Annotated in this window: 19 protein-coding genes; 11 read left to right on the forward strand and 8 right to left on the reverse strand. The window is 64.5% G+C overall.

Annotated elements, in window-relative coordinates; all coding sequences use genetic code 11:
* Positions 1–117 precede the first annotated feature (117 nt).
* The 3 genes from hemE (at position 118) to rho (ending at position 3,075) form a co-directional block, all read left to right on the forward strand.
* Entirely contained in the window at positions 118–1,152 is a 1,035-nt protein-coding gene (gene hemE, locus BLM15_RS21565; RefSeq protein WP_442859388.1) for a uroporphyrinogen decarboxylase, read from the forward strand.
* A gap of 12 nt (positions 1,153–1,164) precedes the next feature.
* Complete coding sequence (gene hemJ, locus BLM15_RS21570) at positions 1,165–1,590, forward strand: protoporphyrinogen oxidase HemJ (RefSeq protein ID WP_126114686.1); 426 nt, start codon at positions 1,165–1,167, stop codon at positions 1,588–1,590.
* Positions 1,591–1,809: 219 nt separating this feature from the next.
* Positions 1,810–3,075 carry a transcription termination factor Rho gene (gene rho / locus BLM15_RS21575; protein ID WP_126114687.1) on the forward strand — a complete coding sequence of 422 codons (1,266 nt, stop codon included), beginning with the start codon at positions 1,810–1,812 and terminating at the stop codon, positions 3,073–3,075.
* 77 nt (positions 3,076–3,152) lie between these two features.
* Here the strand turns inward: rho and BLM15_RS21580 are convergent, their stop codons facing one another.
* Positions 3,153–5,150 carry a thioredoxin domain-containing protein gene (locus tag BLM15_RS21580; protein ID WP_126114688.1) on the reverse strand — a complete coding sequence of 666 codons (1,998 nt, stop codon included), beginning with the start codon at positions 5,148–5,150 and terminating at the stop codon, positions 3,153–3,155.
* A 38-nt stretch (positions 5,151–5,188) separates the two neighbouring features.
* Here BLM15_RS21580 and mnmE point away from each other — a divergent pair, with 38 nt between their 5' ends.
* Genes mnmE through BLM15_RS21605 form a run of 5 tightly spaced genes read left to right on the forward strand, consistent with a single transcriptional unit; the run spans position 5,189 to position 10,837 of the window.
* Positions 5,189–6,493, forward strand: coding sequence for a tRNA uridine-5-carboxymethylaminomethyl(34) synthesis GTPase MnmE (mnmE, locus tag BLM15_RS21585; protein ID WP_126114689.1), 1,305 nt, complete (start codon positions 5,189–5,191; stop codon positions 6,491–6,493).
* Positions 6,494–6,539: 46 nt separating this feature from the next.
* A complete protein-coding gene (gene mnmG, locus BLM15_RS21590; protein ID WP_126114690.1) occupies positions 6,540–8,435 on the forward strand; it encodes a tRNA uridine-5-carboxymethylaminomethyl(34) synthesis enzyme MnmG in 1,896 nt (631 codons plus the stop codon).
* Positions 8,432–9,094, forward strand: a complete 663-nt coding sequence (gene rsmG / locus BLM15_RS21595; RefSeq protein WP_126114691.1) for a 16S rRNA (guanine(527)-N(7))-methyltransferase RsmG — start codon at positions 8,432–8,434, stop codon at positions 9,092–9,094. Before mnmG ends, rsmG begins: the two co-directional genes overlap by 4 nt.
* Positions 9,094–9,921: a ParA family protein gene (locus tag BLM15_RS21600; RefSeq protein ID WP_126114692.1), complete on the forward strand. Its 828-nt coding sequence runs from the start codon at positions 9,094–9,096 to the stop codon at positions 9,919–9,921. Before rsmG ends, BLM15_RS21600 begins: the two co-directional genes overlap by 1 nt.
* Before the next feature lie 31 nt (positions 9,922–9,952).
* Positions 9,953–10,837, forward strand: coding sequence for a ParB/RepB/Spo0J family partition protein (locus BLM15_RS21605; RefSeq protein WP_126114693.1), 885 nt, complete (start codon positions 9,953–9,955; stop codon positions 10,835–10,837).
* On the opposite strand, the gene holA is transcribed toward BLM15_RS21605, so the two are convergent.
* From holA to leuS, 3 genes are read right to left on the reverse strand one after another with little or no spacing between them, the layout of a single operon-like run.
* The gene (holA, locus tag BLM15_RS21610; protein WP_126114694.1) at positions 10,838–11,860 is read right to left on the reverse strand and encodes a DNA polymerase III subunit delta; all 1,023 of its coding nucleotides are present in this window, start codon (positions 11,858–11,860) and stop codon (positions 10,838–10,840) included.
* Between the two features lie 11 nt (positions 11,861–11,871).
* A complete protein-coding gene (lptE, locus tag BLM15_RS21615) occupies positions 11,872–12,393 on the reverse strand; it encodes an LPS assembly lipoprotein LptE (RefSeq protein WP_164985407.1) in 522 nt (173 codons plus the stop codon).
* A gap of 10 nt (positions 12,394–12,403) precedes the next feature.
* On the reverse strand, positions 12,404–15,028 hold the full coding sequence (gene leuS, locus BLM15_RS21620; RefSeq protein ID WP_126114696.1) for a leucine--tRNA ligase: 2,625 nt from the start codon (positions 15,026–15,028) through the stop codon (positions 12,404–12,406).
* A gap of 111 nt (positions 15,029–15,139) precedes the next feature.
* Here leuS and BLM15_RS21625 point away from each other — a divergent pair, with 111 nt between their 5' ends.
* A complete protein-coding gene (locus tag BLM15_RS21625) occupies positions 15,140–15,811 on the forward strand; it encodes a YggS family pyridoxal phosphate-dependent enzyme (RefSeq protein WP_126114697.1) in 672 nt (223 codons plus the stop codon).
* Positions 15,812–15,832: 21 nt separating this feature from the next.
* On the opposite strand, the gene BLM15_RS21630 is transcribed toward BLM15_RS21625, so the two are convergent.
* The gene (locus BLM15_RS21630; RefSeq protein ID WP_126114698.1) at positions 15,833–16,210 is read right to left on the reverse strand and encodes a VOC family protein; all 378 of its coding nucleotides are present in this window, start codon (positions 16,208–16,210) and stop codon (positions 15,833–15,835) included.
* A 130-nt stretch (positions 16,211–16,340) separates the two neighbouring features.
* Positions 16,341–16,895 (reverse strand): L,D-transpeptidase family protein, encoded by a 555-nt coding sequence (locus BLM15_RS21635; protein ID WP_126114699.1) that lies wholly within the window; start codon positions 16,893–16,895, stop codon positions 16,341–16,343.
* Between the two features lie 196 nt (positions 16,896–17,091).
* On the opposite strand from BLM15_RS21635, the gene BLM15_RS21640 reads away from it, so the two are divergent.
* Positions 17,092–17,778, forward strand: a complete 687-nt coding sequence (locus BLM15_RS21640; protein ID WP_126114700.1) for a response regulator transcription factor — start codon at positions 17,092–17,094, stop codon at positions 17,776–17,778.
* Between the two features lie 5 nt (positions 17,779–17,783).
* The gene (locus BLM15_RS21645; RefSeq protein ID WP_126114701.1) at positions 17,784–18,248 is read left to right on the forward strand and encodes a cyclic nucleotide-binding domain-containing protein; all 465 of its coding nucleotides are present in this window, start codon (positions 17,784–17,786) and stop codon (positions 18,246–18,248) included.
* Positions 18,249–18,254: 6 nt separating this feature from the next.
* Here BLM15_RS21645 and xth read toward each other — a convergent pair whose 3' ends face one another.
* A complete protein-coding gene (gene xth / locus BLM15_RS21650; protein ID WP_126114702.1) occupies positions 18,255–19,070 on the reverse strand; it encodes an exodeoxyribonuclease III in 816 nt (271 codons plus the stop codon).
* A gap of 123 nt (positions 19,071–19,193) precedes the next feature.
* On the reverse strand, positions 19,194–20,036 hold the full coding sequence (locus BLM15_RS21655; protein WP_126114703.1) for an outer membrane lipoprotein carrier protein LolA: 843 nt from the start codon (positions 20,034–20,036) through the stop codon (positions 19,194–19,196).
* Between the last annotated feature and the right edge of the window lie 117 nt (positions 20,037–20,153).

The following is a 20,153-nucleotide window of genomic DNA, read 5'->3' on the forward strand; positions in this document are numbered from 1 at the left end:
TGCGGCCTGTGGACCGGTTGTGGACAATCTTGGGGCGGGCTATGTGCCCCTATCCAAGAGTTAAAATAGAAGACTCTCTTAGAAGAGATTCTTTTTAGAAGAAGGGCCCAGCGCCCGGTGCCTTACATGAGCCAGAGCCTTTTCCTCCGCACTCTTTCCGGTGAGACGCTGCCGAAGCCTCCGCTTTGGATGATGCGTCAGGCTGGCCGCTATCTGCCGGAGTATCGCGAACTTCGCGCCAAGGCAGGCGGGTTCCTCGAGCTCTGCTACAACCCGGACATGGCCGCGGAAGTGACTCTGCAGCCGATCAAGCGCTTCGGCTTCGATGCCGCGATCCTGTTTTCCGATATTCTCGTGATACCGCATGCGCTCGGGCAAAAGCTCTGGTTTGCACAAGGCGAAGGACCGCGGCTCGAACCCGTCGCCGACCACGGCCGATTTGGCGAAATCCGCGAGGAGATCGATCCGGACGTGCTGGCGCCGGTCTACGAGACCGTTCGACGGGTGAAGGCAGCTCTCCCTGTTGGAACGGCGCTGATCGGTTTCTGTGGGGCGCCGTGGACGGTGGCGACCTATATGGTCGCTGGGCAAGGTACCCCAGATCAGGGGCCAGCCAAGGATCTGTTCCGATGTGACCCTGAGCTGTTTGCCAGGTTGATCGATCGGCTCGTCGTGAACTCCGCGGCCTACCTCGGTGCCCAGATCGAGGCTGGTGTCGATGTCGTGCAGATCTTTGACAGCTGGGCGGGCTCGCTCGGGCCGGAGGATTTCAAGCGCTGGTGCATCGAACCGACCCGGCGCATCGTCGATCTGGTTCGGGCGCGTCATCCGCAGGCCAAGATCATCGGCTTCCCGCGCGGGGCCGGTGCCGGCATTCCAGATTATGTTCGCGGGACCGGCGTCGATGCCGTCGGGCTCGAAACCGATATCGACCGGACGTTTGCGCGCGAGGCGATCCAGGCACTGGTCCCTGTGCAGGGTCATCTCGACCCACAGCTACTGCGCGCTGGTGGCTCGGAGCTGGATCGCGAGATCGCTGCGATCCGTGCGGCATTCGGCGCAGGTCCGTTCGTGTTCAATCTCGGGCATGGCATTCTGCCGGATACGCCGATCGCTCATGTCGAGCGGCTGGTCGAGCTGGTGCGCGCCTAAAGGATCGATCCGATGGCCTACGAATGGATCAAGGCTTTCCATGTCATGGCGGTGATCGCCTGGATGGCCGGGATGCTCTATCTGCCGCGGCTGATGGTCTATCATGCCGAGGCGCAGACCGGCTCGATCCAGTCCGAGACCTTCAAGATCATGGAGCGCCGGCTGCTCAAGGGGATCATCAACCCCGCGATGATCGTCGCCTGGGTGCTCGGGCTCTACCTCGCTTGGAGCGCTTTTGGCTTCAAGGGCGGCTGGCTGCACGGCAAGATCGCGCTGGTCCTTGTCCTCTCGGGCCTGCATGGTTATCTGTCCGGCAGGGTCAGGGCCTTTGCCGAAGACCGCAACGACAAGCCGGCGCGCTTCTATCGCATTCTCAACGAGGTACCGGCGCTGCTGATGGCTGCAATCGTCATCCTGGTGATCGTCAAGCCGTTCTGATATCGGCGCGGTTTCCCGCTTGAGCCAAGCGGGGAAAGCGGTTATCAAGCCTCTGCGCCTTCTGTTCGCGTCCTTCCCTATCGTCGACGGTTCGTGCCGCGGCTGCTTTCGCCAGCCGACACGACATCCTGACAAGTGGGGCTCCCAGCCCTTCGTCCCGTCGATCCCTCACTGCCGTCTGGCCCGCCTCTATGCAGGCCTGCTCAACCCGGGTGCCCCATGCGGGAAATCAAACTCCACGAACTCAAGGCGAAATCGCCGACCGAGCTGCTCACCTTTGCCGAAGGCATGGAGGTCGAGAACGCGAGCACGATGCGCAAGCAGGAACTCATGTTCGCGATCCTGAAGCAGCTCGCTTCCCAGGAAACAGAAATTCTCGGCGAAGGCGTCGTCGAGGTTCTGCAGGATGGCTTCGGCTTCCTGCGCTCCTCCGATTCGAACTACCTGCCGGGGCCGGACGATATCTACGTCTCGCCCTCGCAGATCAGGAAATTCGGCCTGCGCACCGGCGATACCGTCGAAGGCCCGATCCGCGGCCCCAAGGATGGCGAGCGCTATTTCGCCCTGCTCAAGGTCAACACGATCAACTTCGAGGATCCGGAGAAGATCAAGCACAAGATCCACTTCGACAACCTGACACCGCTGTATCCCGATGAGCGTCTCAAGCTCGAGGTGCAGGATCCGACCAAGAAGGATTTCTCGCCGCGCGTGATCGATATCGTGGCGCCGATCGGCAAGGGTCAGCGCGCTTTGATCGTGGCGCCGCCGCGCACCGGCAAGACCGTGCTGCTGCAGAACATCGCGCAGTCGATCACCACCAATCATCCCGAGTGCTATCTGATCGTGCTGCTGATCGACGAGCGCCCGGAAGAGGTCACCGACATGCAGCGCTCAGTGAAGGGCGAAGTGGTGTCCTCGACCTTCGACGAGCCGGCGACCCGCCACGTCCAGGTCGCGGAGATGGTGATCGAAAAGGCCAAGCGCCTGGTCGAGCACGGACGCGACGTCGTCATCCTGCTCGATTCGATCACCCGTCTCGGCCGCGCCTACAACACGGTGGTGCCGTCCTCCGGCAAGGTGTTGACCGGTGGTGTCGACGCCAATGCACTGCAGCGGCCGAAGCGCTTCTTCGGTGCGGCCCGTAATATCGAGGAAGGCGGCTCGCTGACCATCGTCGCGACGGCGCTGATCGACACCGGCAGCCGCATGGACGAGGTGATCTTCGAGGAGTTCAAGGGCACCGGTAACTCGGAAATCATTCTGGACCGCAAGGTGGCCGACAAGCGCATCTTCCCGGCGATCGACATCATCAAGTCCGGCACCCGCAAGGAAGAGCTCATCACGCCGCGCTCCGACCTGCAGAAGACCTATGTGCTGCGCCGCATCCTCAACCCGATGGGCCCGCAGGACGCGATCGAGTTCCTTTTGGACAAGCTGCGCCAGACCAAGCAGAACTCCGAGTTCTTCGACTCGATGAACACCTGACGGTTTCAGCAATTCTGGAACGCAAAAAGGCCACGGCAGCTCGCCGTGGCCTTTTTCATGTCCCGCGCGCACCTGCCTCAACGGGCGCTGGCGACGATCTCGGCCAATCGATTCGGGTCCGTGACGGGCGGCAGGCAGCGCCCATGCAGGCAGACGAAGGCGGCGCCTTCTCCGGCTTGCTTGGCATAGGCATGGGCGGGGTGCCCGGCCGGCAATCCATCCGGGTCGGGACAATCAACCAGCATGGTCGTCAGGTGAGGTAGTGCCAGGGCTGCCTCGCGGAACGTCCCGCGGTTCGGGCCAGCCAGCACGACCTCGACGCCGTTGCGCGCGAGGTCATAGGCGTTGAGCACCGAGCCATGCGCCATCGGAGGATGAGCTGCGGCGGCCAGTATGACCGCCAGGAATTGGTCGGCCCGCTCGCGGTTCTCCGGCAATCCGGTCTGAGCCGCGATGCGCAGCAGATTTGCTGCATGCAGTCCGTTGGCGTTCGGTACGGCATCGTCGTGAGTCGGCCTGGGTATGACCGGTAGTGCCGCGCTGTCGGCGCGAGTCATGCGCAAAAGGTTTGAGTCTGCCTCGCGGTAGTGCCGATCTAAATGGGAACTCCAGCGCCTGGCGAGATCGAAGTAGTGCCGCTCGCCGGTCGCGTCGTGGAGAGCGAGGGCGGCGTCAGCCATCGCGGCGTGATCAAGCGCAAAGCCCGGAGTGATCAGCCGGCCGGCGCGATAGGAGTGCGCGAGCCCGTCACCATCGGCCATGGATTCGGCAACGAAACGAAAGGCATCAGCGGCAAGATTGATCCAGTCCTTGCGCTCGAGGATGCCGCTGGCCCGAACGAGGCCCGAAATCATCAGCCCGTTCCAATCGGCGAGGATCTTGTCGTCGAGCCCGGGCGGGATGCGTTCGCTACGGGCCTCCAGCAGACGGGCACGGAGCTCGGCGAGGTTGGCTGCGACTTCGGGAAGGGGATCGGGCGTATCAAGCCGGTTGAGGATGGTGTGGCCTTCCCAATTTCCACCTGGGGTCACGTCATAGTGCCGGGCGAAGAGGACGGCATCGTCAGGCCCGAGAATCTCCGTCAGCTCGGGAAGTGCCCAGACATAGAACTTGCCCTCCACCCCTTCCGAGTCGGCATCGAGGCTGGCGGCGAACGCGCCTTCGGGGAGCAGCATGTCGCGTTTCAGCCAGCTGACCATCCCCTCCGCGGCCTCGCGCAGAAGCGGATCGTTGGTGCGCGCGGCCTCGAGCGCGTAGAGCGGCAGCAGCTGGGCGTTGTCGTAGAGCATCTTCTCGAAATGCGGCACGAGCCAACGCTCGTCGACGGCATAGCGGGCGAAGCCGCCGGCGAGATGGTCGTGAATGCCGCCGCGCGCCATCTGCACCAAGGTGCGGTTGGCGGCTTCGCGGGAGGCCTCATCGCGGCTGCGCGCGCCATGGCGCCAGAGCAGTTCGACCAGGCCGGGGTTCGGGAATTTTGGTGCTCCGCCGAGGCCGCCATGGTCGCGATCGAAGCGGCGCGCGATCTGGCTTGCGATCTGGTCGAGATCCGGCTCGGCGGTCTCCGTGGCGCGCTGCAGGCTCTGCTGCAAGGCATCGCCGATAGCCGTGGCATTGCGCCCGATGCGCTCGCGATCGCTGCGATAGAGACCGGAGATCTGCCGGAGCACGTCGATGAAGCCCGGACGGCCGTAGCGCGATGTCGGTGGGAAATAGGTGCCGCCCCAGAACGGCGCGCCCTGGCTGTCGAGGAACATGGTCAGCGGCCAGCCGCCCTGCTCTCCGAGGGTATGCAGGGCGCTCATATAGACATGGTCGATATCGGGCCGCTCCTCGCGGTCGACCTTGATGTTCACGAAGAGCTCGTTCATCACCGCAGCAATAGCGGGGTTCTCGAAGCTCTCATGCGCCATGACGTGGCACCAATGGCAGGCGGCATAGCCGACAGAAAGCAGGACGGGGCGATCGCTGGCGCGCGCTTCCGCGAAGGCCTCGTCGCTCCATTCCCACCAGTCGACAGGGTTGTCGCGGTGCTGCAGCAGATAGGGACTGGCGGCATGCTTCAGACGGTTCATCGCGAAAGCTCCAGCCCTGGTGAAAAGGGCGCCTGAGGATGCAAGCCTATCCGACCATTGTGGCACTGTCCTCCGGCAGCGGGCGCGCCGGTGTCGCGGTCGTACGGGTCTCGGGTGAACAAGTTAGATTCGCTCTCGAAACGATCGCTGGGTCTGTGCCGGAGGCGCGCAGAGCCGTCTATCGAGCGCTTCGCGATCCCGCCGGCGCGATCATCGATCATGGCCTGGTGCTGTTCTTCCCCGCACCGGCGAGCTTCACCGGGGAGGATGTCGCCGAGTTCCATATCCATGGCTCGCGCGCAGTGCTGTCACGCTTGTTGTCGGTGCTCACGTCCTTGCCAGGCCTGCGCCTGGCAGAAGCTGGTGAGTTCACCCGTCGTGCCTTCGAGGCAGGTAAGCTCGACCTCGCTGCCGTCGAGGGCTTAGTCGACCTGATCGATTCGGAGACGGAATGGCAGCGCAAGCAGGCGCTGCGGCAGATGGAAGGCGCGCTCGGGCGCGCTGCCGGTGAATGGCGAAGCGCGTTGATCAAGGCGATGACGTTGCTCGAGGCCGAGATCGATTTTTCGGATGAAGGCGATGTCGGCGGCCCGTTGATCGCTGACGCCGTTGCTGAAGCACAGGGCGTGCTCGACAGCCTGCGTTCTGCACTCGGCAGCTTCGCAGCGGGTGAGCGGGTTCGCGAGGGCTTCGTCGTCGTGCTCGCCGGACCACCCAATGCCGGCAAATCCAGCCTGCTCAATGCGCTCGCCCGACGCGACGTTGCTATCGTCTCGCCCATTGCCGGAACGACCCGCGATGCCATCGAGGTCAGGCTGGACTTGGGCGGCATCCCCGTTGTGCTAGTCGATACTGCCGGTCTGCGCGAGAGCAGTGACGCGATCGAGGCCGAGGGCGTAAGGCGAGCCCGGCAGAAAGCAGCACATGCCGATCTGGTGCTGCGGTTGCGGTCGCCCGATTCGGATCCGGAACGAGCCGACAGTGAGGGGGACGACCTTGCTGTGGCGACGATGATCGACCTTGGTGGAGCTGCCCGTCCTGGGGAAATCGGCGTGTCAGCGGCAACTGGCGCAGGTCTGCCCGAACTGATCGACATTATCGCATCTCGGCTTGGCAAGCTCGGCCAGGCAGAGCCTGCGCTCGTCACCCGCGAGCGCCAGCGCATCGCAGTGGCCGACGCCGCTGCTGCGATCGAACGTGCCGGCGCGCTATCGCATGAGCAGCCGGAGCTGATCGCGGAAGAGCTGCGCATCGCGGTCAGAGCGCTGGAGCGCTTGATCGGCAAGGTCGACGTCGAGGATGTGCTCGACAGCCTGTTCTCTGGCTTCTGCATCGGCAAATAGGCGGTTTTCGTTGACCTTGCGGTCCTGCTTGGCTAGCGAATTGGACATGTCGGATGCACAGGTGAATCAGCACTACGATGTCGTCGTGGTGGGCGGCGGCCATGCCGGGGCGGAAGCCGCGGCCGCGGCGGCGCGAGCCGGCGCCAGGACGGCCCTGATCACCCAGCAGATCGCTACTGTCGGCGCGATGTCATGCAACCCGGCGATCGGCGGTCTCGGCAAAGGCCATCTCGTCCGCGAGATCGATGCGCTCGACGGGATCATGGCACGCTGCGCTGACCAAGGTGGCATTCAGTTCCGCATGCTCAACCGGCGCAAGGGGCCGGCGGTACGCGGGCCGCGCGCCCAAGCCGATCGCAAACTCTATCGCGAAGCAGTGCAAGCTGCGCTGGCTGCCCAGGACGGACTTACGCTGATTGAGGGCGAAGCGTTCGATCTCGATATCGTCGCTGGTCAGGTTGCTGGCGTCGTGCTCGTCGACGGCCGTCGATTCGCCTGCGGAACGGTCGTGCTCACCACCGGCACCTTCCTGCGCGGCCTGATCCATATCGGCGAGAAGAAGATTCCGGCCGGCCGCGTCGGCGAGGCGCCCTCGCTCGGCCTCTCCGCCACGCTGGAACGCCATGGCTTTCCGCTCGGCCGACTGAAGACAGGGACACCGCCGCGCTTGGACGGCCGCACGATCGACTGGTCGGGCCTGGAGATGCAGCCCGGCGACGATCCGGCGGAGCCGTTCTCGGCGATGACCGATGCGATCACTACGCCACAGATCAGCTGCGGGGTGACGCGGACGACGCTGGCGACGCATGAGCTGATCCGCGCCAATCTGCACCGGGCGCCGATGTTTTCCGGCCAGATCGAGGGGCGCGGACCGCGCTATTGCCCGTCGATCGAGGACAAGGTCGGCCGCTTCGGTGATCGCGATGGGCATCAGATCTTTCTCGAGCCCGAAGGCCTCGACGATCCTACCGTCTATCCGAACGGGATTTCGACTTCGCTGCCGGAGGATGTTCAGCTCGGGCTATTGAAGACGATCCCGGGCCTGGAGCGGGCAGCGATGCTGCGGCCGGGCTATGCGATTGAGTATGACTATATCGATCCACGCGCGCTGAAGCCGACGCTGGAGACGCGGGCCATCGACGGGCTCTTCCTCGCAGGTCAGATCAACGGAACTACCGGCTACGAGGAAGCAGCAGCGCAGGGGTTGCTCGCTGGTCTCAACGCAGCGCGGAGAGCCGGTGGCAGTGAGCCCGTCAGCCTGGACCGCACGCAATCCTATATCGGCGTGATGGTCGATGATCTCGTGACGCGCGGCGTTACGGAGCCGTATCGAATGTTCACCTCCCGCGCCGAATTCCGGTTGTCGCTCCGGGTCGACAATGCCGATGAGCGCCTGACGCCGCTTGGTATCGCGCATGGCCTGATCAGCAGTGCCCGTCGTGAGCGCTATGAGAGCCGACAGTCAGAGATCGTTAAGCTTACCGAAGTGTTGCGTCAGCGGGCCCTGTCGCCGACCGAGGCAGCCGCCGCCGGATTGGAGCTGAACCGGGATGGAGTCAGGCGCGCAGCCTTCCAGATCCTGTCCTATCCGGCGGTCGACTTTGGGGCACTGGTCCGGGTCTGGCCTGATCTTGAGGCGTTTTCCGAGGCGGCACGGGCGCGTGTCGCGGCAGATGCCACCTATGCGGTCTATCTCGACCGGCAGGCGGCCGAGATCGATTCCTATCAGCGCGATCTGGTGCTCCCATTGCCGAGCGATCTGGACCTCGATGGAATCTCGGGCCTGTCGAATGAACTGCGCGCCAAGCTCCAGGCCTCCTGGCCGGATAATCTGGCGCAAGCCGGGCGCATCGAGGGCATGACGCCGGCGGCGCTGACCCTGTTGGCAGCGCATGCCCGCAAGCGACATGCCGGGCGCGCGGCCGCCGGTGCCGGAGCATGAACCCTGTGAGTTCTGTTGATAAGGGGGATAACGAGGATCGCCGTCACGCTTTTCGCTTGACGCCTGTTTCACGTGAAACAGAGGAGCGCCTCGCCGTTCTTGTTGGGGAGCTGCGGCGTTGGCAGAAGGCAAAGAACCTCGTCTCGGACGCGACGCTTGATGCGGTCTGGACCCGGCATGTCGCCGATTCCCTGCAGTTGCTCGACCGGGCGCCGCAGGCGCGGCGCTGGCTCGACCTCGGCTCGGGTGGCGGTTTCCCAGGTCTCGTGCTCGGCATCAGACTTGCCGAGCTTGGCGGCCATATCGACCTCGTCGAAAGTAATACCCGGAAATGCGCCTTCCTGCGCCACGCCGCGCGGCTGACCGGGGCGCCGGTGAGGGTGCATAATGCTCGCATCGAGGATGTGGTCGACGATTTCGTCGGCACGGTCGGGGCCGTGACGGCGCGGGCTCTGGCGCCGCTGCCGCTCCTGCTCGACTGGTGCAAAGAGCTGTTGAGAACCGGGGTGACGGGAGTCTTTCCCAAGGGACAATATCTAGATGCGGAATTGACCGCCGCGGCTAAATATTGGAAGATTCAGGCCACAACGTTTCCATCCTTGACGGATTCGGCGGCCGCTATCCTGGTGATCAGCGGCGCCGAGAAACGGGCCGATTGATGACCGATTCTCAGCCTATCTCCATTCCCACGCGTCCGCGCGTGCTGGCGCTCGCCAATCAAAAGGGCGGGGTCGGGAAGACCACGACCGCGATCAACCTTGGGACCGCGCTCGCTGCTATCGGCGAGAAGGTGCTGATCATCGACCTCGACCCGCAGGGTAACGCCTCGACCGGGCTCGGCGTTGATCGCAAGAGCCGGAAAGCGTCGACCTATGACGTGCTCTGCGGCGATATCGGGCTGGGCATGGCGATGCAGGCAACGGCCGTTCCCAATCTGTTCCTTGCGCCGTCGACGCTCGACCTACTTGGCGTCGAGCTCGAGATCGCCAGCGCCAAGGATCGGGCGACACGGTTGAGGAAGGCGATCGACGAGCTGGTCGACGACCAGCGCTGCAGCGACCTGACCTACATCCTGATCGACTGCCCGCCCTCGCTCAGCCTGATCACCATCAACGCTATGACGGCGGCGGATGCTGTGCTGGTACCGCTGCAATGCGAGTTCTTTGCGCTCGAAGGCCTCAGTCAGCTGCTCAAGACGGTCGAGCAGGTTCGCGCCGGCCTAAACCCGCGTCTGATGATCCAGGGCGTGGTGCTGACCATGTACGACCCGCGCAACAACCTCTCCGGCCAGGTCATGGCCGATGTCCGCGATTTTCTTGGCGACAAGGTCTACGAGACGGTGATTCCGCGCAATGTGCGAATCTCGGAGGCGCCATCCTATGGCAAGCCGGCGCTGCTCTATGATCTGCGCTGCGCGGGCTCGCAGGCCTATCTGAAGCTGGCCTCGGAGGTGATCAAGCGCGAGCGCACGCTGCGCGCCGCCTGATCGGCACAAAAAAGGTTCAAGAGGAATGGCAATGGTCGAGGAACAGGGGCGTTCGCGTCTTGGCCGGGGTCTCGCTGCGCTGATAGGCGATGTCGGAGACGAGATCGGCGCGCTCGAGCGCGCGCGTGGTCAGCGCAAGGTTCCCGTCGAGTTCCTGCGTCCGAATGCGCGCAACCCGCGCAAGACCTTCAATGATGCGGAGTTGGAGGACCTCGCCGCTTCGGTGCGCGAGCGCGGTATCCTGCAACCGATCATCGTGCGCTCGATCCCGGGTATGATCGACGCCTACGAGATCATTGCCGGCGAGCGGCGCTGGCGTGCCGCGCAGCGAGCGGAGCTGCACGATGTCCCGGTCATCCTGGTCGAGGCCAATGACCGCGAGGCGCTCGAGATTGCGATTGTCGAGAACGTCCAACGCGCTGATCTCAACGCGATGGAAGAGGCGGCCGGCTATGAGCGGCTGATCGCCGAATTCGATTATACCCAGAACGACCTTGCCAAGGTGATCGGCAAGAGCCGTTCGCATGTGGCAAACACGCTGCGCCTGAGCAAATTGCCTGAGCCCGTCAAGCAAATGGTTAGCGAAGGCTCAGTCTCGGCCGGCCATGCGCGCGCACTTCTCGCTGTTTCGGATCCGGAACAGGTGGCGAAACGCATTGTCGAACAAAGCCTTACCGTGCGCGATATCGAGCGTCTCGGCCAGGATGAAGCCCGCAGCGAGAACAAGCCAGTGCGGGCTGCCGCCGTGCCGAAGCCGGAGAAGGATCCGGACACGCGCGCAGTCGAGAAGGCACTGGAAGAGGCACTCGGCCTTGGCGTCTCGATCCAGCACCGTGCCAATGGTGGCGGCGAGATGAAGATCAGCTACAAGACGCTGGAGCAGCTCGATGCGCTCTGCCGGCGGCTGAAGGCCTGATCAGCGGCCCTTGCCGGACATTCGGCTGAGCGTCCAGAGCGCACGCGCAGCGATGGGCCTTGCCATGTCGCTATCGCGGCGCACGGCGAGGATCGCCGCTCCCAGGATGGTTACGGCGTCGCGCAATCTGGCTGCCGGCCAGGCATTGAGCGCCGCTTCCGCGGTCGCGAGGCGCGGATAGGGCATTCGCATGGCGCCGACCGCTTCGCGCGCTGGCTTGCCGCCCTCGATAGCCAGTTTCGCCTTCAGCAAAGCCAGCGCATGGCGCAGCACCGCGCCAAGCAGCACACCCTGATCGAGCCCCTCACCAGCCAGCTTGGCGAGCGCCAGATCAAGGCTAGGCAGGCGACCGGCGAAGACGGCGTCGACCACGCCGGCCTGCTCGCGCTGAGCGGTATCGCCGACCACCGCTTCGACATGATCGGCCGTCAAGGCCGGGTCGTTGCCAGCATAGACAATCAGCTTGTCGATCTCCTTCCGCGAGGTCTGGCGATCACCGCCAAGCAGGCTGGTCAGGAGATCGCGGGTGCTTCGGTCAATGCTTTTGCCGGATGCGCGGACCATCTCGTCGACGATCGTGCCGAGGTCGCGGGCTGCATCGCCATAACAGGGTACGGCAAGCGCGGATTTCGCACGTTCGCAGGCGGTCCGCAGCGGGTTGCTCTTTTGCAGATCGCCGGCTTCGATGACTACGATCGCGTCCTGCGAGGGCGTTGCCAGCAATGGTTCGATCGCGGCTACCAGCGGTCGCGAGGTCGGCGAGACGCGGATCGCGCGGCGCCCGCCGAACAGTCCGATCGTGTTGGCTTCATCGACCAGCTTCAGCGGATCGGAGGCGACCGCGTCACCGTCCATGCGGATCAGCTGGAAGGCGTCCTGCGGGTCGTCGACGCTGCTGCGGGCCAGCGCTGCGGCCCGCTCGGAGATCAACCCGGCATCGGGACCATAGAAGAGGAACAGGCGCCAGGATGGGTCCGGACGCGCAAGCGCGCGGTCGGCTTCATGCGCCTTGATCATCGCCATCGAAAGCGGCCTCAGCCGCTGACGAGGGCGGCAGCAACGCGAGCCTTGATCAATTGAGCCAGGTTCTTCGCAGCACGCACTTGCGCATCGCGCGCGGCGCGCAGCGAGGCAAACCGCTGCTGCGAGCGCTCATAAGGCGCCCGTACGACGCTCTGGCCCGAAGCCACCACTTCGTTCGAACCGGCGCGGACCAATTGCCAGTCGGCGGTGGCAACCAGAATCGCCGAATCGGCACGGCCATTGGCGTAGTCGACCGTGATGACTTCGAGCGATTCGCTTGTGGTCGCGGTGAGCTTCAGGATCTTCTGCCGGTCCGGCGCCCCGCCGCCGTCGAACTCGAAGACGAGCTCGTTGCGCAGATAATGGCCGACCAATCCTTTGATCTCCGGCACCTCGATGCCGAGCATGGCATTGCGGACATTGCCGCCGACTCGGCTCACAGTGCCTTCCCCATAGAGCGGCTGGAAGCAGCCGCCGGCAAGCGCTGCAAGGGCGAGGGCCGCAGCCAACGCCAGCGGGCGGCGGCGCGACATGGCTCCGGTCTCATACGACGACATTTACGATCCTCCCCGGCACCACGATCACCTTGCGGATCGGCCGGTTCTCGAGAGCCCTGGCGACTGCCTCGGAGGCGCGCACGATCGCCTCGACCGCCACCGTATCGGCATCGGCAGGCACCGTCACTTCTGCCCGCTTCTTGCCGTTGACCTGTACCGGCAGCAGTTTGCTGTCATCCTGTAACAATTCCGTTTCCGCCTCAGGCCAAGCGGCTTCGCCGGCGAGGCCGGGCAAGCCGAGAGCCTGCCAGCATTCCTCGGCCAGATGCGGCATCATCGGAGCGACAAGCTGCGTGGCGATCATGGCGGATTCATGCAGCGCAAAGGCGATATCTGCCGGGACATCGGCCGACTCGGCTGCAGCGTCGAGGGCTTTGCCGATCGCGTTGGTCAGCGTGTAGATATGCGCGACGCAGCGGTTGAAGGCGAGCCGCTCGATATCGGCGCCGACAGCATGAAGAGCGCGATGGCTCGCCTTGCGTAAGGCCAGCGCGGCTTCTGAGAAGCTCGCCGGCTTGGCGGGCACCCCGCCCACACGCTCACCGATTTCGCTGACGAGGCGCCAGAGCCGCTGCACGAAGCGGGCTGCGCCCTGCACGCCTTCGTCACTCCAGATCACGTCGCGATCGGGCGGCGAGTCGGAGAGCATGAACCAGCGAGCGGTGTCGGCACCGTAGGACGCGATGATGTCGTCGGGGTCGACGACATTCTTCTTCGACTTCGACATCTTCTCGATCGAGCCGATCTCGATCGGAGCTCCGGTATCGACATCGAAGCCGCGGCGCTCATTGCCGGCCGCCTCGATCCGGACATTGCCGGGCTCGACCCAGGAGCCGTCCTCAGCCCGATAGGTCTCGTGGACTACCATGCCTTGCGTGAACATGCCGTCGAAAGGCTCGTCAAGGTCGGCATGGCCGGTCGCCTTCATCGCCCGGGTGAAGAAGCGCGAATAGAGCAGGTGCAGGATCGCATGCTCGACGCCGCCGATATACTGGTCGATCGGCAGGAAGCGGTCGACGGCCTTGCGGTCGGTCGGGCTGTCCGTGCGCCAGGGATCGGTGAAGCGGGCAAAGTACCAGGACGAATCGACGAAAGTGTCCATGGTGTCGGTCTCGCGCCGCGCCGGCTTACCGCATTGCGGGCAGGCGACATTCTTCCAGCTCGGATGATGGTCGAGCGGGTTGCCGGGCTTGTCGAATGAGACGTCGTCGGGAAGCTTGACCGGCAGATCCTGCTCCGGCACCGGCACCACACCGCAGCTCTCGCAATGGATGATCGGGATCGGGCAACCCCAATAGCGCTGGCGCGAGATGCCCCAGTCGCGCAGGCGGAAATTGACCTTGCGCTGGGCTACAGGCCGGTTTCCGCGGGTCTCGGCCTCGAGGCGTCTGGCGACCTCTTCTTTCGCTTCCGGAATGGTCATCCCATCGAGGAAGCGCGAATTGATCATGCGGCCATCGTCGACATAGGCGGTGTCGGTGATGACGAAGCTCGCCGGGTCCGCGCCTTCAGGGCAGACGACGGGGGTGTTTCCGAGCCCATACTTGTTGACGAAGTCGAGGTCGCGCTGGTCATGCGCCGGGCAGCCGAAGATCGCGCCGGTGCCATATTCCATCAGGACGAAGTTCGCGACATAGACCGGCAAAGTCCAAGACGGATCAAAGGGATGAGCGGCACGCAAGCCGGTGTCGAAGCCCTGCTTCTCGGCCTTGTCGATGTTCTCCTGAGCGGTGCCAGTCTTCTTGCACTCGGCAATAAAGTCCTGCAGTGCAGGATTCGTTTCGGCTGCAGCCTTGGCTAAAGGATGATCAGGCGCGACCGCGATGAATTTCGCGCCGAACAGAGTGTCGGGGCGTGTCGTGTAGACCTCGACCTCGTTCTGGTTGAGTGAATTCGATTCGATTGCGAAACGAACCAGCAGCCCTTCCGAACGGCCGATCCAGTTCTTCTGCATCAGCCGGACCTTGTCCGGCCAGCGCGTGAGGCCGTCGAGCGCGTCATTCAGCTCCTGACCGAACGCGGTGATCTTGAAGAACCATTGGGTCAGCTCGCGGATCTCGACAGGCGCGCCGGAGCGCCAGCCACGGCCGTCGATGACCTGCTCGTTGGCGAGCACGGTCTCGTCGACCGGGTCCCAGTTGACCTTGGCGGTCTTGCGATCAACCAGCCCGCCTTTCAGGAAATCGAGAAAGAGCTTCTGCTGGTGCTGGTAATAGCTGGCGTCGCAGGTGGCGAGCTCGCGGCTCCAGTCGAGCGACAGGCCCATGGACTGCAGCTGGCCGCGCATGGTCGCGATATTGGCATAGGTCCAGTCGCGCGGATGGACCTTGTTGGCCTTGGCGGCGTTCTCGGCCGGCAGGCCGAAGGCGTCCCAGCCCATTGGATGCAGTACGGCAAAGCCCTTGGCGCGCTTATAGCGCGCGACCACGTCGCCCATCGCATAGTTGCGGACATGGCCCATATGGATGCGCCCCGACGGATAGGGGAACATTTCGAGCACGTAATAGCTCGGCCGCGGGTCGTCGTTGCGGGTCTCGAAGAGCTTGCGCTCATCCCAGACCTTGCGCCATTTCGGCTCGGCTTCCTTCGGATTATAGCGTTCGACGGCCATGCTGATCGTGTCGTTCTTGCGTGATCGGAGTTGCGCGGACTAGGACACGAAGCAGCGCGCCGGGTCAACGTTCAGAACGGTTTGGGCGCCGTGCGTGGCGGACGAAAGGCGATGGCGATGCAGGATGTTGCGGCAAGGCTGCAGGAGACGCGGGCGGCGATTGCCCGCGCCGCGCGCGATTTCGGCCGCAAGCCCGAGGTCGTGACGCTGGTCGCGGTCTCCAAGACCAAGCCGGCGGAGGCGATCCTGCCGGCGCTGGAGGCCGGACAGGTCGATTTCGGCGAGAACTACGTCCAGGAGGCCAGCGCCAAGTGGCCGGCGCTGCGCGGGCGCTTCCCGCAAACGAGGCTGCACATGATTGGCCCGCTACAGTCCAACAAGGCGCGCGATGCGGTCGCATTGTTCGACGTGATCCATTCGCTCGACCGCGAGAGCCTCGCCAAGGAACTGGCGCGCGAGATCGAACGCGCCGGCAAGGCGCCACAGCTGATCGTGCAGGTCAATACCGGTGCCGAGCCGCAGAAGGGCGGCGTTCTGCCCGGGGAGATCGACGCCTTCCTCGAGCTGTGCCGGACCCGCTACGGCCTCACGATCGCTGGTCTGATGTGCATTCCGCCGGCCGAGGATCAGCCCTCGCCGCATTTCGGCCTGCTCGCCAAGATCGCCAAGCGCAACGGCCTGGCGATCCTGTCGATGGGCATGAGTGCGGATTACGAGGCGGCGATCCAGCTTGGCGCCACCCACGTCAGGGTTGGCAGCGCGATCTTTGGCGCGCGGGGCTAAGAAGGCCGCGCCGTCGGTCAGCTAGATTGGCTGGCCGACGTCAATGCGATTGCCATCGGGGTCCTCGAAGACGAAGGCGCGCAGGCCGTAGTCCTGATCGCGCAGGCCCTTGACGATGCGCAGCCCGTGGCCACGACAAAGCTCGTGAAAGGCATCGACGTCATCGACCATGATATGGGCGATATTGAAGGGCGCGGCCTCATGATCCTTCTGCAGGGTCAGATGGATTTCGGCTTTGCCCTTCTTGAGGATCATGAAGCCGACCGGCTGGCCGTTCTCGAAAGTCTTGGTAAAGCCGAGCACGCCGACATAGAAGGCGCATGCGCGTTCCATGTCGCTGACGGGGAACATCGCGGCGACACGGCCGAAGCCGATCTCGGTCGAGGGTGAATCAGTCATGGCACAGTCTCTAGCTGGGAATCGGCCTCGCTGAACGGGACGGTGCCCGCGTAAGTCCGGCGTTCCTGAAATCGATCGGCGAGACGGTGCTCAGCGTCAGTATCTCCGGTCTGCGCTGAGTTGCAAGCGGCTAGCGCACCACGATCGCGCAGTGCCGGGCCAGCCTGGGCAGGACTTTACCAAAAATATCGCCGGTGACGGCGACGCAGCCGGCCGTTGGCGTGAAGCCCGGTCGGGCGAGATGCCAGAAGATGGCGCTGCCGCGGCCGCGCTCGACCGGAGCATCGTTCCAGCCGAGTTCGACGATGACGTCGTAGAGGTTGTCGGCGCGGGCCAGTCGCTCCTCGGCCTCGCCCGGCGGCCGGTCGATCAAGCGATTATAGCGCCGATCCTTCTGATCGTCGCACCAGGCGTCGCGCGGCGTGATGGCGCGTACCGGCAGAAGGCTCGAAGGGCGCGGCAGCCGGTCGGCGCGATAGAAGACCCGGCGCAGCGGCAACTTGGCACGCGGCGTGCCGCCATCGCCCTCACGTTTGGCGACGACAACGCCGGAGCGGCCAAGCGCGCAGGGAAAGGTCGCGGCACCGGCGATCAGGAAACCCTGGCGGCGATCACGCACAGAGCGCACCACCACGATACGAGTCAGCCGCTTGCCGGTGGCGGCACCATCATCACGTCTTTTCACAGGACATCCATCTTGCGTGATCTACGGTCGGTTTGGCGCCATCCAGCTTGCTTTCCGTTTGACCGGTGCCAGCCGGGCAGTCAGAATCTGCGCTGAACTCAATATGTTGGAGTATGGGCCCGCCCGTAAAGGTGGCTCCCACTTCTCCGGAACATGCTCTAATGTCGCGCGAACGCAGAACGGGCTAAATCGCTCCATGTCGGCCACCCACCATATCCTGCTCGTCGACGACGACCAGACCTTGCGCGATGCGCTCGCCGAGCAGCTTGCTCTCTATGACGAATTCAAGGTGTCGTCGTCGCCGACCGCGACAGCGAGCCTGAAGGCCGTGCAGGCCGAGCGCATCGACCTCGTCGTCATGGATGTTGGCTTGCCCGACATGGACGGCCGTGAGGCCGTGAAGCTGATGCGCAAGAACGGCTTCAAGGGGCCGGTGGTGATGCTGACCGGGCAGGGCTCGGACGCCGACACCGTGCTTGGACTCGAGGCCGGTGCCAACGACTATGTGGTGAAGCCGTTCAAGTTCGCGGTGCTGTTGGCGCGCATTCGCGCGCATCTGCGGCAGTACGAGGCGAGCGAGGACGCGATCTTCCAGGTCGGGCCCTACACATTCCACCCCGGCTCGAAGCTCCTAGTCAGCGCCAAGGGCTCGAAGACCAAGCTCACCGAGAAGGAGACGGCGATCCTGCGCTTCCTCTACCGTGCCGGTCGCAAGCCGATTGCGCGCGAGACGCTGCTGCAGGAGGTCTGGGGCTATAATTCCCAGGTCACGACGCACACGCTCGAGACCCATATCTATCGCCTGCGCCAGAAGATCGAGCCGGACCCCGCCAATGCACGGCTGCTCGTTACCGATGCCGGCGGCTACCGGCTGAATCCGTAGTCTGAATGTCGCTCAACGACGACATCACCTTGCTGGCCCGTCAGCCGCTGCTGGGCCTGATGGATCGCGATGCGCTGCGTCTCGTCGCCTTCGCGGCCGAGACCCGGACCCTGCGCGCCGGCGATGTGCTGTTCCGGCGCGGCGAAGGCTCGGACGGAGCTTTCCTCATCGTATCCGGGACGGTGGCGCTGAAGCGTGAGGATGACGGCCGGCCGGCGGACGAGGTCGTGGGGCCAGGCGCACTGATCGGCGAGCTCGCGCTGTTCACGGCGCTGGAGCGGCCGGTGACGGCGATCGCGCGGGAACCGACCCAGGTGATGCGGCTGGCGCGTAGCGTAATGCGCCGCGTCCTCGGCGAATCACCCGATTCGGCTCAGGCGATCGCCGCTGCGGTCGCTGAGCGACTGCATGATTTCAACAGCGAGCTCGCCTCGGTCGGAGCGGCGCTCAGGGCTATCGACCTGCGCTGACCGCGGTCAAAGCTCCAGCTGGACCGTCACCGGAACATGGTCCGAGGGGCGCTCCCAGCCGCGCGCCTCGCTCAGGAAGGAGAGGTCGCGCAGCGTCGGTTTCAGCCCGTCCGAAAGCCAGATATGGTCGAGACGGCGGCCGCGATTCGAGGCCTGCCAGTCGGCGGCGCGATAGCTCCACCAGCTGTAGAGCTTCTCTGGCTCAGGCCTGAGCGTGCGGGCGGCGTCGGTCCAGCCGAGCTCGCTGCGTAGCTTCTCCAGGGTCGAGGTCTCGATCGGGGTGTGGCTGACGACGTCGAGCAGCTGCTTATGGCTCCAGACATCGTGTTCGTAGGGTGCGATGTTGAGATCGCCGACCAGAATGCTCGGTCGACCCGCCGGGTTGCGGGCGATGCCCCAGGCGCCGATGGCATCGAGGAACTGCAGTTTGTGGGCGAATTTCGGATTGGCTTCGGGATCGGCGATATCACCGCCGGCCGGGATGTAGAAATTATGGATTGCGATGCCGGCTGCAGCCCCCGCGCCGGCGTCGAGCACGACGGTCATATGGCGGGCGTCGTTGCGCTCGCACATCGCCATCGCCTCCTGCTCGGAGAAGGGCAGCTTCGAGACGATGGCGACGCCATTATAGCCCTTGTTGCCGATGAAGGCCTGATGGACGTAGCCGGCTTCGGTGAAGGCCTTGGCCGGAAACTGCTCGTCCGGCGTCTTGGTCTCCTGCAGGCAGAGGACATCGGGCTGGTGGGTTTTCAGGAAGTCAGTGACCATCCCGATGCGCAGGCGCACCGAATTGATGTTCCAGGTGGTGACGTCGAGCTTCACAGGGGAGTTCCGGCCGGGATGGGAGCCGGAACCTGGGTCGTCAGGCTGCGAAAAGCAAGCGCTGCTGTGCCGTGCTTGCCATCGCGAGAACTATAGCGCTCCGCTGCTCGCAACGGCGGCCGCTCAGAGCACGCGCTCATAGTTGATGACAAAATTCTTCTGATCGGGCCGCCGCTGGGTGTCGAGATTATAGACGGAGACCGAGGTCTCGTAGCCCTGCGGATCGATCACCACCCATTGCCGGAGCGCGTTGGCAGCAAGGTCGAAGTTCAGCGTGATCTTCGAGGTGCCGCCCAAGGTCGAGCGGTCCTCGAGCTTGAGCGAGAGAATGTCGCCCTTGGTGCTTACGCCAGTGACGATGGTGTCCTTCTCAAGGTTCATCTGCTCCTTGAGAAGGAACTTCAGCGGCGTCTGGCCGATCGAGTAGAGGTCCTGGGTGGCGAGCTTGCGGTCACGAATCGCCACCGAAGTCCCGTCGGCGATGACCTCCATCGTCACGGGCGGCCGGTACTCGAAGCGCATCTTGCCCGGACGCTGGATATAGAGCTTGCCTTCGAACCGGCGGCCGTCGGCGGCGAACTGGATGAAATCGCCCTGCAGCGTCGAGAAACCGTTGAAATAGGTGTTCAGCCGCTCGACGGCCTCGGCCTTCGACAGGGGAGTGCTAGGCCGCGACGGCTTGGCTGCCGGCGTCGCGCGCGGCTCGTTGTTCGCGGTGACGACCGGCTCCTGCGCGGGCGGCGGTGCCGATGCGGTCGAGGCGGGCTGTGCAGCGGCCTCGGTTCGCGGCAGGCCGAGACCCGCTGGCCGGACCGGCGGCAACGGAAATGCCCGCTGGGCGGCACGCGGCGCCGCTGGCTGCGCCGCGGGCTTGATATCGAGCGGCTGGGCGAAGACCGGGCCCGACGCCAGCGCGAGCGCCAGAGCGGCGGCTGCGAGGGCTGGCATGGGCGAGAGAGTGGTCATGGAACTCGGATGTCCGGTTGGCCGCCTTCTGGCGGAATATCGTGCCGCCAAGGCTGGCCGGCAAGGGTTCAACGCTTCAGTCGGCGGAGAAGTTGCACCGGGGTGATGGCATTTTCA

Origin of the sequence: Bosea sp. Tri-49 (assembly GCF_003952665.1) — a bacterium.
In the GTDB taxonomy this organism is placed as follows: domain Bacteria; phylum Pseudomonadota; class Alphaproteobacteria; order Rhizobiales; family Beijerinckiaceae; genus Allobosea.

Coding starts and splice junctions, on each gene's coding strand:
- BLM15_RS21605 (WP_126114693.1), top strand. CDS start 9,953: ATGGTCGAGGAACAGGGGCGTTCGCGTCTTGGCCGGGGTCTCGCTGCG.
- mnmE (WP_126114689.1), top strand. CDS start 5,189: ATGCAAGCCTATCCGACCATTGTGGCACTGTCCTCCGGCAGCGGGCGC.
- BLM15_RS21625 (WP_126114697.1), top strand. CDS start 15,140: ATGGCGATGCAGGATGTTGCGGCAAGGCTGCAGGAGACGCGGGCGGCG.
- BLM15_RS21645 (WP_126114701.1), top strand. CDS start 17,784: ATGTCGCTCAACGACGACATCACCTTGCTGGCCCGTCAGCCGCTGCTG.
- BLM15_RS21640 (WP_126114700.1), top strand. CDS start 17,092: ATGTCGGCCACCCACCATATCCTGCTCGTCGACGACGACCAGACCTTG.
- lptE (WP_164985407.1), bottom strand. CDS start 12,393: ATGTCGCGCCGCCGCCCGCTGGCGTTGGCTGCGGCCCTCGCCCTTGCA.
- BLM15_RS21600 (WP_126114692.1), top strand. CDS start 9,094: ATGACCGATTCTCAGCCTATCTCCATTCCCACGCGTCCGCGCGTGCTG.
- BLM15_RS21655 (WP_126114703.1), bottom strand. CDS start 20,036: ATGACCACTCTCTCGCCCATGCCAGCCCTCGCAGCCGCCGCTCTGGCG.
- rsmG (WP_126114691.1), top strand. CDS start 8,432: ATGAACCCTGTGAGTTCTGTTGATAAGGGGGATAACGAGGATCGCCGT.
- rho (WP_126114687.1), top strand. CDS start 1,810: ATGCGGGAAATCAAACTCCACGAACTCAAGGCGAAATCGCCGACCGAG.
- BLM15_RS21630 (WP_126114698.1), bottom strand. CDS start 16,210: ATGACTGATTCACCCTCGACCGAGATCGGCTTCGGCCGTGTCGCCGCG.
- mnmG (WP_126114690.1), top strand. CDS start 6,540: ATGTCGGATGCACAGGTGAATCAGCACTACGATGTCGTCGTGGTGGGC.
- holA (WP_126114694.1), bottom strand. CDS start 11,860: ATGGCGATGATCAAGGCGCATGAAGCCGACCGCGCGCTTGCGCGTCCG.
- hemJ (WP_126114686.1), top strand. CDS start 1,165: ATGGCCTACGAATGGATCAAGGCTTTCCATGTCATGGCGGTGATCGCC.
- leuS (WP_126114696.1), bottom strand. CDS start 15,028: ATGGCCGTCGAACGCTATAATCCGAAGGAAGCCGAGCCGAAATGGCGC.
- BLM15_RS21580 (WP_126114688.1), bottom strand. CDS start 5,150: ATGAACCGTCTGAAGCATGCCGCCAGTCCCTATCTGCTGCAGCACCGC.